Genomic DNA, 11,473 nt, shown 5'->3' on the forward strand with positions numbered 1-11,473 from the left:
CATAGCCATATATGGTATTATTTAGTATTAAATCTTCCTACTGTTGTAAACCCCATTTTCTTCTCCATACACCTGAAAGCCCAGCGAATATTAAACGCCACTCCCTCCATGACTGCTCTCACAGTGTGCTCTCTGGTGTGTTCAAGGCTCAGGTTATGAAATCCGCCCCTAATAGTGCTATCGTCCATAGGAGTTTTTTCTCCGCTGAGCCATGGTGTAAACATGAGCCCCTCAGAACCAGGAGAAATTTTACCCGCAGTCTCATCCAATAGGTCGTAAATCTTCTCCCCAAGCTCTTCGGCTGAATTCTTATATACCTCAGTCTTCACCCAATCCAAACAGGTTCCCGCTGTTTCCTGCTCTCCCGTATATAAGTACATGTCGGGAATAGCGCTACATACGCTTCCCATGTAGTGGGAAATATCCACTTTTCTTTCCTTGGTATGGGTGCCCATAAAGTCGCTGGTACCGATGTAAACAAAGTATTCTTTTTCCTTAACTGCAGCCGAACCCACGGCAACAGCAGCCACATCCCCGGAGCCCACCATAACCGGTGTATCCTCTTGAAGATTTAGCTCGTCTGCTGCCTCTTTGGTGAGTTTGCCGGCGATATCGGTTGAAGCTCTTATTTCTGGGAGTTTTTCTTTGTCTATTCCATACTTTTTGAGAATCTTTTCTGACCAGTTATGTTTCCCGGGATGGGTGTCCATCATCCAAGTGAGATGCGCATCAAATTTACTCATCACTATGTTGCCAGTCATCTTATAGATTATAAAGCCGTTAGTGTCAAGTAGTTTATAGGTATCTCGATAAATATCGGGCATATTTTCCTTAAGCCAGAGAATTCTTGGCAAATGGTCTTTACCCGCAAGTCCGGGACCCCCTCCAGTAATCCTTAAGAAAGTAAGCATGGAAAATAGATCGTATCCACCAATTTTTATTAATCCCCCACCAACCGCCTTTTTTGCCTGGTCGGCGGCTCTAGTATCCATCCAAATAATGGACCTCATTAGAGGTTCACCATCCTTATTTATTAAAACGGTGCAAAGGGCTTGACCTCCAAAAGTAAGGGCTGCGATTTTGGAAACATCAACTTTTTCTTCCATCACTAATTTGTTCGTAGTTTTTACTATTGCGTTCCACCAGTCTAGGGAATCTTGCTCCACGTAACCTTTTTTTGGAAAATAAATAGGATATTTATCAAGCTTTGTTCCAATAATGTTAAACTTCGAATCTACTAGACTTGTTTTTAAATAACTAGTACCAACATCATAAGAAAGAATTAATTTATCTGACATTTAACCACCCAAATTTTCAATTTAAAAATATCATACAAATTAGTTTAATAAAATTGTAATACACCACGCTCTATATTTTAATTTCAACTTATAAAATTAAGGATAACTTGTGCACACAATAGCTGGTTTAGAATTTCTCCCATTATAATATTTATATTCTACTGGATGAATATATTCAATAAAATGAGCATCAAGGAGGGATTAATAGTGGTTAAAGAAGAACCCTTGTATTCTGTCGAATTAGATTTTGAGAATCAAAGTCCATGGGTGAGACCTAACCGTCCATGGGAAAAATTGTACATAGAGAGAGTTCCTAAAACCGTAAAATATCCTGAGATTCCTCTACACTACATCGGCCGAGAGACAGCCCGCCGATGCCCCAATAATTGCGCAATATATTTTGTGCCAGAGAATAGAAAATATACTTACCGGGAATTAATGTATTTCAGCGACAAGGTCGCTGCTGGACTTGCGGATATGGGAGTGGAGAAGGGTGATGGCGTGGGCATTTATATGACCAACTCACCAGAGTTCGTATTCTCAGTTTATGGAATCAGCCAGACCGGAGCCATTATAGTACCAATCAACCCCATGCTCAAACAACATGATATTGAACACATCGTTAATGACAGCGGCATTGTAGACACTTTGATTTGTAGCTCAGTATTGTATCCTAACATAGAAAAAGTGAGAGAAAATGTCGAGATAGAAAACGTTATAGTCTATGGAGAAAAAAAGCCAGGCACCACAAGCCTACAGGAACTAATGGAAAAATATCCAGCAAAACCACCCGAAGTGAAAATAAACCCCAAAGAGGATCTAAGCGTCCTATTGTATACTGGGGGAACCACTGGATTACCGAAAGGAGTGATGCAAACACACTATAATATAGTTTCAAATGTTTACCAGATGGTCGTATTGGAAGGAGCCCAGTATGAAAGCTTAGATCAAGATTTAGGTAAAGGCGCCTGCATAACTGTACTGCCAATGTGTCATAGTTTTGGTTTCAGTCAGGTTCAGCTCTATATTTCTCGAGCGTTCATGATGGTCCTTTATACTGGTTTTGACCCGGAATCGATAATGAAAAACATAGAAATGTACCGTATCGAAAACTTTGTGGGTATTCCTCTAATGTTCCAGGTTTTAATTAATCACCCCAATTTTGAGAAGTATGATTTATCATCGCTGAGATTGGTTATTTCGGGGGCGGCTCCTCTTGCCCAGGATTTAGTTAAGAGATGGAAGAAGGTTGTGGGCGGGGATGTTGGTCAGGGATATGGTCTGAGTGAGACCAGTCCTACCACGCATATGAAACCAACCTGGCTTCCTCAGTTAGGTGTGAGTATCGGTATTCCAATGGTGGACACCGATGTTAAGATTTTGAACCTTGATACTGGGGAAGAGCTTCCCTCAGGAGAAGTTGGAGAGTTAATGATAAAAGGCCCTCAGGTTATGAAGGGATACTGGAAAAACCCCGAAAAAACCAAGGAAACCATTGAGGACGGCTGGCTTCACACTGGCGACTTGGCCTACATGGATGACACAGGCTATTTCTACATATCTGGGAGACAGAAGGACATCATCAAGTATAAGGGTTACAAGGTGTTGCCCGACGAGGTGGAAGACAAATTATACGACCACCCCGCAGTTTTAGAGTACGCCGTGATAGGAGTGCCGGATCCGGAGATTGGGGAACCCATCAAGGCCTTTGTCGTGATAAGGGATGAGTATAAGGGTAAAATCACGGAGCAGGAAATAATAGATTGGGCAAAGAACGAGTTAGCAGGTTACAAGTACCCTAGGATTGTGGAGTTTATAGATAAGGTTCCAAGGACGGCCATCGGAAAAGTTCTTCGAAGAGCGCTCAGGGAGCAGGAGAGTTTGAGCCCAGTTTAGCCGACTCGAAATTTTTCCATATTTTTCTTTTTATGTCTTTTAGTTTGAAAAATTTAAATGGGTTTAAAGATAGACTTAAGCTATATGCTAGTTTACCTTTTTTGAAAATATTTAAACTTGAGATATTTTACTTGAAATTGGAAGTATATAATCTTTAATTGTGAATTTTAAAAAAATATGGAGGAGATGATTTTCTATATCTATGTTGAATTGTGGAAAGCTAAACCTGCATGGCTTGCACTTTCTAAAAAGGAGCGTGAGGAATACATGTCCCAGCTTGAGCCCGCCATAGAAGAGATGGCAAAGGCTGGTATTGAAATCATTGGATGGGCTCTCAACGATTCTGATACACCCCACCGATGTGATTACAGTTATATCGCTTTTTGGAAAATGCCAAATAAAGGAGCTTGTCAAAAAATTTGAGTAAAATGTCGAAGCCGCGGAATGGTACAAATACTTTGAGCAAATAAATGCTAGAGGAGTCCTTGATACTCCGGAAAATATTATTGGAGACCTGATAAACCTCTAGTTTACAGAGTTGAGTGTTGTTATTCTTCTTTTCATTCTTTTCTATTTTAGTACAGGTCTCCCAAAAGATTTGATTGTAAAATTTAATATCAAATATGTAGATATACACACCTGAAAGTAATAGTTTTCCAGGTTCCTAACAAGAAAAAACCATATTACCAATTTCTTGGCATCTTACCCAAGGTACTGTATAATACTAGGTCATACAAAGCTGAAAGTTTTTTTGTATTATTTTTGAGCTTTATTTACCATTTTTCGTATTGGCCTTGTAGTTTTTTGATATCCATCCCGCATGCTAATCTATAGAGAACTTTTCCGTAATTAATAGATTCTTAGGTTTTCCATGCTTGTTTATTCTATGCAGAGGGTTCCACTCTTGAAATACCATTTCTTTTTTCTACTAGGAAGACTTGGTCCGCAAAACTCTCAAGTTCTCTCTCGTGTGAAACTAGGATCACCTGTGCATCCTGTAGCTCATTCAGAATTTCTCTTACCTTAAAAAGTTGTTCCTTGGAGAACCCATCGGTTGGTTCATCGAGTATGAGTATGTTTGATTTCATGGTGGTGGACACTTTTCGGACTATGGTGTTTAGTGCTAGTCTGTATATGAGGGCGAGGCTGGTTTTTTCTCCTCCGCTCATGAAGTTTACATTTTGCTCGTATCCGTCTTGTTCTATTATGGGTGTGAAGTCTTCGTCTACTCGGACGTTCTTGCTAGGGTCGTATATTAGAATGTTGAACCATCTTTGGAGCTGACTGTTGAATTCCTGGTTGATGTTTCTCATTACGTGCTTTTCTATGCTTTCCAGTGTGGATATATAATAGTCTTGGAGCCAGATGCGGTGTTCGTCTAGTAGCTGTTTGGTTTTTCCCTGTTTCTCTTTTTCTTTGATTTCTGTTTCTAGTTTTTTCTTTTCTTCTTTGTAGATTTCGATTTGTTTCTCGGCTTTGGATATTTCATCCTTAGTTTGTTCGTGTTTCTGTTTGAGAGTTCCAAGTGTTGTTTTCATTTGTTCGATCTTCTCAGAAACATCTTTGAGTTCCTTAAGCTTTTTCTGGTTTATTCTCAGCTCTGTGTCAATTATCTCTATTTGGTTGGAGAGTTCTAGAATTTCATCCAGGTTCTTGGTGATTCTCTCCTTTCTATCCTCTAAGTTCTGATTGAGTTGATTAAGGGTTTCCAGGTTCTTATTGTAGTCTCTGAGATTCTTTAGCAATGCTTGGGTGTTTTCCAGGTTTTCGACTACTTTTTTACGCTTTTCTTCTGCTTGGTCTCTTTCATTTTTTTTGCTATTCAGCTTTTCTCCAAATTCTTGGGGATCAACTTCTCTATCGCATGTGGGGCAAATCTTATTGTCTATTATCTGCTGGTATTCATCGATTTTAATGTTGTAGCTGTTAACTGATTGAAACAGTCCCCGTTCCTCCTTTCTGATATCTTCAATCTCTTTTTCTAGTTCTTCCTCTTTTTTATCGGTTGGTTTTTCAAGTTTGCTTAGTTCTTCTATCTGGGGTTGAAGTTTTTCTTCTATTTCTTTTTTATAGGTGGTGTTTTCAGATTGTATGGTGGTTTTTCTCCTTGTTTTTTCTTTAATATCCTCTTTGAGTTTGGGAATGAGCATCTGAACGCTGCTGAGCTCCTTTTCTTGTTCTCGGAGTTTTTCCATTTCGCTCTCATATTTCATTATTTCGGAATCCAGTTTTTCCTTTTCTTTGGTAAGCTCTTTGAGCGATTCTTCAGCTTTTTTTATTTCGTCTGTTTTTGTTTCTAGTTCGATTTTCCTCTGTTCTAGGTCTTCTATTCTTCCCTTTAGAATATCGCTTCTCTCCTTGACACTGCTTGCGAGGTTCTTTGCATTTTCCACTGCGGTTTTGTAGTCCTCTATGCCAAAGGCTTTTCTCATGGTCTGTAATCGTTCCTGAGGTTTGGCCCACAGAATGGATTTCATTTCTTCCTGTGGTGTGAAAATAGCGTACCTGTAGATTACGCTCTGGGCCTTGGGATCCGGTGGTTCATTGAATTTTAGAATCTCCAGAATTCGCTCTTTTAATTCGGTAGGTGAAAGATCATATTTTTTCCCATTGACTTTTATATGACCCTCCTTCTGCTGGACCGCGGTTCCCTTTCTTACTAGCTTACGGTGAACCTCGTATACTTCCCCATCCACCTCAAAAGTGAAGGTTACATAACCCTCTTTGGTTCCAAGTCGCAGGAGAGAGGCTCCTTTCTGATCTCCTAAACCGAATAGTGCGAATTCAATGGCCAGGAGAATGGTAGATTTACCAGATCCTATGTCTCCCTCAAATAAGGTTGTACCGGATGGAAATTCAATATCTTCCTCAGTGTAGCTGCGGATATTTTTGAGTATTAACGATTTCGCCCTCACTTGAAAGCCTCCTCCAGTTTTAGAAGATTGACTGCCTGTTTTAGTACTCTAACCTCATAGTCTTTCTTAGTTTCTCCAACTTTCTGATTTTGCCTCAGAACTGTTAAGAGCTCTGCGGCTATTTTAGCTCCCGTCTCTCCCCTTAGTGATTCAACCGATACTTTTACCGCTCCTATATTTTCTTTGAAGATGTTTCTCTCAATTTCTCCTATATCCTCTCCCATGGGCCTTACTGTTTCATAGTCCCTGGTGGTTAAACCGTGACGGTTAATACTAACATATTGTGCTCCTCTCTGTAATAGTGTGTTTCTTACCTTCAGAAAGTCAATGTCAGATGTGTTACCTCCAGACATTTCGCCTCCAACTTTTAGGAGGACAATTTTTTTCTCGGCGGAAATTTCACCAGCCTTTACTAGAAGTTCATCACGCACCTTAGCCGAATTTTTTCCCGTAGCATCATACTCGAAAAGATTATATTCGGGACCGGGTATCTCAACAAATTCAACTTTCTCAATTTCACTATTAAAGAAAATTATGAGAAACCCTCTTTTTATTCCCTTTGCATTGTCCTCCAGGTCTCGGGGATAACCCGCAAAAATTGTTCCAGGATATGCTATTAAACCATACTCCTCAAATTTTCGCTTAGTGTACTGGTGGATGTGGCCACCGGCATAGTAATTGAATCCTTTGGGAAGATAGGAGATTGGGATTGACTCCATTTGAGTGAGGTGCTTGGGCTTAAGCTCGGTTATTCCACTGTGAAAAGCGAATATTTTGAAACCCGGCTCTTTCTCCAAGCTTTCTCTGTCCAACATCTCAAAATACCTTTTTTCTAGACCCAATCTGCGAGCAGAAATACCAACTATTTTTACTCCAGTTTTCGGGTCGGTGAAAAAATGCAGTTTCAGCTTCTCGTCTTCAATTTCTCCGCGAACCACTTTTTTGAATAAATCTGCGCTGCTCAGAATATCCACTATAGATGTTTCGTTGGGGCTGTAATCATGGCTCCCGTATATAACGTAAATAGGAATATTCTGACCAACCACCTCGTTCATCTTTTTAACCGCAGAGTTAACCACTCCCAAGTCCGGAATATTGGAGTGGAATAGATCCCCGGTAATGATAATAAAATCCACTTTTCGCTTCATACACTCATCCAAAGCACGGTGAAAAGCACTCAATTCCAGGTTCCTAAGAAATGGGTCCCTGTTTGAACCTAGATGACAGTCAGATATATGAGCAAACTTGTACAAAACAATTCACCCAATAAAAACTGTGGAATCCTTATCTCTCCCTTTTCCAACCTTACCCTTTCTCTCAAAATTTTTAATATACTCCTCAAAGAGGGGGATGTGTATTGGAATTGCAAATTTTGTGAAATTGCTGCTTATGATGGCTTCACCCTTGTCCAGGCTGGCAATCTCTCTATTCTCCTCCGAAAGGTCTTGTGCAGCACTGTCAATTATTGCTCTACGCTCAGGAGCCACTTCGTTACCCATAATAATTTTAGTATTCATATTTGCAAGGATGGGTCTAGGAATAAGACTGGTCAACTGTGTGATGGCGATGAGGCCAACTCTAAACTTTCTACCCTCTCGAGCCACAGTGGCATAAATATTTTCACCCATAGAAGCCAACACGTCACTCCCTAACACTCGGGGAGCCTCTTCTATCACTAGTGTTATCACTGGCTTATCGTCTAGCTCACCCGTAGATTTATACTGTTGATACCTATTAAATATCCCCTCCACCACTATGCTTCCCAGGAGGAGCTCAGCCTGATCAAGTAAGCGAGACGTGTCAAGAATCACCATCTTCCCTTCCTCCAGCTTCCGAACAATTTCTCCTATAGTGGTTTCCCCCGCGGTGTCGCTAAACGCTCGGCTCCTACACTGCAGAGTGCCAGAAGCATCCACGTAGACTCCCAAAGTATTATTAAACTTTCTTTGGAGCACATCCATTGTTCTTGGAGCCACCCCCTTTGCCTCAGCTCCACTCACGATGTTTACAATCCAATCCTCCCCATAATTATTATAATAAATTTTAATAGCATCCCACTGGGCATCAGTAAAGTCAACTATGCCCTCAAAATGTGAAGGCTTAATTGACTTCAAGTTTACAACCAGAGTATTGGTTCCTGGAAGCGGATTGGGAGAAAAATAAAAGACATTGTCCTTAGAGTCGGGGTGATCCTTCATTCCCCTCGTATTGGGATGTCGACCGTAATACTCGTCGTGAGGATCAAGAACCAAAACTCCAAAATTATTATCACCCACAACACTCCAAAGCATAACCTTAACAAGGTTGCTCTTACCCCTACCAGTGGTAGCAGGAACCAGAACATGATGAGTGAAAACTTCCAACCCGTTTAAAAAAACATCCACATCCAAAACCTTGGAACCGCTCCTAATCTTACCAATATAAACTGGACTCGGCGGTTTAGTTAAGAAGTCCAAGTCCTCCTCTGAAATAGGTCTCACACTCTGGAAAAAGCCCGGCAAAGTTTTGGGAATCCTCAACTCCTTCTTATCACTAACTTTGGCTACCGCTTTAACCTCAGCCATAACGTAGCTCCTCAACTCTGGCTCTAGAAAATCAACAGTCCCACCATGACCCTCCAGCTCCATGCCCGCTAGAAGCTCTCTAGCGGCTTGCGGAACCTGGCTACCGTACAAGAGGTCGAATACCTTCAGAACAAGGTATCCATCTTCATCATCAACAACCAGAAGGTCACCTAACTCGATTTTTTCATCGCTCTTTTCACGGATGAGTATAGAGGAAACCTTTCCCGCAACTATCTGACCAATAACATTCATATTTTTCCCACCGATCAATAAGAACAGAAAGAGCCTTCTTTGAAAATCTAAACATCTGGCTTCTATAACCTTTTCTAACAATTACTTGCTATTCTATTTAAGGATACAAGTATTAACATGAAAAAAGTTTTTCATATTTTGTCTAAAAAGCGAAGCCTATATAGGTTTACCATAAAAAACATTTTCATATTTTACTATGAAAAACTTGGTTTCCATATTTTATCTGGAACACGCAAGCGTATGATTATTTGTCTAAGAAGCCAAGCCTATATGGATTGCCAATAACCACATGTAAAACATTTTGGATAATGGAACCTTCCAAAGAAAAAAGTTTTGAAGCTAAAGGACGAATTCCAAAATCTATCAATTATTAAAAAATATAAATAAGCTTTTCCATACATATTTTAGGTGAATTTTTTGGGTAAAAGAATAATTGGACCAAAAACTGAGAAGAGTTTAGATGATTTATTTGGATCAAAGAAGAAGAGAAGAAAAAGCAAAACAAAGAAAAAAAGCAAAAGCAAGTCAAGTTCGAAAAGAAAAAAAGCAAAATGAATTGATAGGAATGGGGAAAATTTTAGGAAGCAAGGAAAGAACTGAAAATTCCAAAGACTCAGAAGTATTAGTCTCAATTCTCGATTCTTTCTTTTCTCTCCCATTAAATACATTTTCAGTCATTTCCAAAAAAATAAAAAAATTTTTAGCAAACTTTTATTAAGGTAATCTGATACAATTTAAAACAACTTCATACTTATCTTAAAATGGAATCCTTTAGGTAAAAAAAATAAATGGAGCGAGGACTGATCGTATGCCTTGGATATTTGGAAAGAAAGAGAAAAAAGCAAAAGCAAAACCAAAAGCAAAAGCAAAGTCAAAGGCAAAAACCAAGTAAAGTTTTTGGATCAAAAAGGAAAGAAGCAGATTGAATTAATGAGTGCAATCCTTTTTGGCCAATGCTCCACGATGAGAACTAGCTTTCCCAAAGGGATATCTGGTTTAGTTTATTGTGGGCATCTTTAGCTTGGATATGTCTGACGAATTTATTCCATATTCCTTTTTTTGACATGGTTGAAAGTAGCGCGTATTTATATCTTTGCATCTCGTCGGAGCGTATTCGAGCGTTAGAGTCTGCATCTATGAGTCCGTAGGGGTAGCCGGGAAATGTGATGTCTGCGGAGTTGTTTGAGAGAGAAGCAACTATTTCGTCGATTTGATCTATGCCTAGTTTTTTCACTTGGTCTCTGTATATTTCGAATCGGAATATGCGTTCCGTCATAGGATTCAGCTTTACCAGAAGTATAACCGCCTCATGAACCGACGTAAAGGCTTCCGCCACTGGATAATAGTACCACATCGGATAGGTTATATTATTGTTGTTTGCGAATTTTCTTGCAGCTCCGAGAAGAGATAGGCCGGTTGTGGTGAATAATCCGCAGGTCTTGGTCAAACCCGTAACAATTACATCCTTTTTTTTCGCAAGTTCATAGACCATTTTTGAGTACTTGGACTCGTTGGTAAAGGCGGTTTGTAGAGTACCGTCCATAACAATAATATCTTTTTCGCCGAGTTCATTCTCTATTACGTGCTTGGAGAATTCCCACTCTGCAAATCTTCTCGCTATGGAAGAAACTAGTGATATGTCTGCTCTTAGATTTCCCTGCATTACGCTACGATCCATAGAGCTAAAGGAGAGGTCCCGAGTATCTGGTAGAAAATCTTCAAATTCTTCGCTGACCGGAAAAATGGAGGTGTCATAGTATATCTCATCCTGTCTGAAATTTGAAAAGGTGACCGAAAAAAATTCTATTCTTCGCGGCATCTCCCTCTCCAAGACCCGCTTCTTATTCTGGAAGACATTGAAAAAAACCCGGTTAATCTGAATGGAAAAATTGGGAGCACCCACCACCTCCTGATTGCCTCCATCAACAAAGGCCATTTTGCGCCCAGACTCAATGGCTTTAATCTCCCTAAAATTTTCTACACTAAAGGGATATGCCTTGTAACCTGAACCAGGAAAGAAAGGGTTGCCCAGATCCGCTTCACCAACATACCGGTCCAGATTCTCAATAACACGGTCTAAAACATCTGCTAACGACAAATGAATTCACCATCCTACTATAGAAAAATTCATCGACCGAGTTTAGAGGAACAGTCGTTATATTCACATCTTTAAATGCTTTTAAATTACGAGGATGCTTACGCATAAGTAGTTATCTCTTAATATAAAGTCCTTCTTTAAGCCAAAGATACTATTTTCTAATTCTTCGTGAGGGATTACTTTCATAATCTTTTGAAGCCGGGTATTAACATTGGCACCTGTTTCTGATAGTCACTGTATTCTTTGCCAAATTCTTTGATCAACTCCTTCTCCTCTTTCCACGAGATAGTGTAAATAATTACGACCATTACTAGTGTAAAGATCAGAGAATACCACGCAGATAATAGAAAGGTGATTCCTACGTGTGCTAAAAATCCGCCAAGATATTGGGGATGTCTAACAATGGAATAAACCGTTGTCCGAAACTTACCCATCTAGGACACTTCCAGA

9 protein-coding genes and 1 pseudogene are annotated in these 11,473 nt (G+C 39.9%); 4 read left to right on the plus strand and 6 right to left on the minus strand.

The genetic code is table 11. The features are described 5' to 3' along the window. Nucleotides 1-17: 17 nt before the first annotated feature. Entirely contained in the window at nt 18-1,298 is a 1,281-nt protein-coding gene (locus ACUVXA_RS09545; RefSeq protein ID WP_445871027.1) for a xylulokinase, read from the minus strand. A 207-nt stretch (nt 1,299-1,505) separates the two neighbouring features. Here ACUVXA_RS09545 and ACUVXA_RS09550 point away from each other — a divergent pair, with 207 nt between their 5' ends. From ACUVXA_RS09550 to ACUVXA_RS09560, 3 genes and pseudogenes are all read left to right on the plus strand, one after another. Continuing rightward, nucleotides 1,506-3,194, plus strand: coding sequence for an AMP-binding protein (locus ACUVXA_RS09550; protein ID WP_445871028.1), 1,689 nt, complete (start codon nt 1,506-1,508; stop codon nt 3,192-3,194). 186 nt (nt 3,195-3,380) lie between these two features. Continuing rightward, nucleotides 3,381-3,617, plus strand: a complete 237-nt coding sequence (locus tag ACUVXA_RS09555; protein ID WP_445871029.1) for a DUF6616 family protein — start codon at nt 3,381-3,383, stop codon at nt 3,615-3,617. A gap of 19 nt (nt 3,618-3,636) precedes the next feature. Next, nucleotides 3,637-3,723 (plus strand): annotated as a pseudogene (locus ACUVXA_RS09560) (DUF6616 family protein); the annotation flags it as partial. Nucleotides 3,724-4,078: 355 nt separating this feature from the next. Here ACUVXA_RS09560 and ACUVXA_RS09565 read toward each other — a convergent pair. Genes ACUVXA_RS09565 through ACUVXA_RS09575 form a run of 3 tightly spaced genes read right to left on the minus strand, consistent with a single transcriptional unit; the run spans nt 4,079 to nt 8,925 of the window. Next, a complete protein-coding gene (locus ACUVXA_RS09565) occupies nt 4,079-6,109 on the minus strand; it encodes an AAA family ATPase (protein ID WP_445871030.1) in 2,031 nt (676 codons plus the stop codon). Further along, nucleotides 6,106-7,362, minus strand: coding sequence for a DNA repair exonuclease (locus ACUVXA_RS09570; RefSeq protein ID WP_445871031.1), 1,257 nt, complete (start codon nt 7,360-7,362; stop codon nt 6,106-6,108). Before ACUVXA_RS09570 ends, ACUVXA_RS09565 begins: the two co-directional genes overlap by 4 nt. Nucleotides 7,363-7,368: 6 nt before the next feature. After that, complete coding sequence (locus ACUVXA_RS09575; RefSeq protein ID WP_445871032.1) at nt 7,369-8,925, minus strand: ATP-binding protein; 1,557 nt, start codon at nt 8,923-8,925, stop codon at nt 7,369-7,371. 460 nt (nt 8,926-9,385) lie between these two features. Here ACUVXA_RS09575 and ACUVXA_RS09580 point away from each other — a divergent pair, with 460 nt between their 5' ends. After that, the gene (locus tag ACUVXA_RS09580) at nt 9,386-9,643 is read left to right on the plus strand and encodes a hypothetical protein (protein WP_445871033.1); all 258 of its coding nucleotides are present in this window, start codon (nt 9,386-9,388) and stop codon (nt 9,641-9,643) included. A 252-nt stretch (nt 9,644-9,895) separates the two neighbouring features. On the opposite strand, the gene ACUVXA_RS09585 is transcribed toward ACUVXA_RS09580, so the two are convergent. Together ACUVXA_RS09585 and ACUVXA_RS09590 are read right to left on the minus strand one after the other, a co-directional pair. Further along, complete coding sequence (locus ACUVXA_RS09585; protein ID WP_445871034.1) at nt 9,896-11,023, minus strand: DNA double-strand break repair nuclease NurA; 1,128 nt, start codon at nt 11,021-11,023, stop codon at nt 9,896-9,898. A gap of 182 nt (nt 11,024-11,205) precedes the next feature. After that, nucleotides 11,206-11,457, minus strand: a complete 252-nt coding sequence (locus tag ACUVXA_RS09590) for a methyltransferase family protein (protein WP_445871035.1) — start codon at nt 11,455-11,457, stop codon at nt 11,206-11,208. Nucleotides 11,458-11,473: the final 16 nt, after the last annotated feature.

The sequence above is a fragment of the Candidatus Jordarchaeum sp. genome, assembly GCF_052745115.1.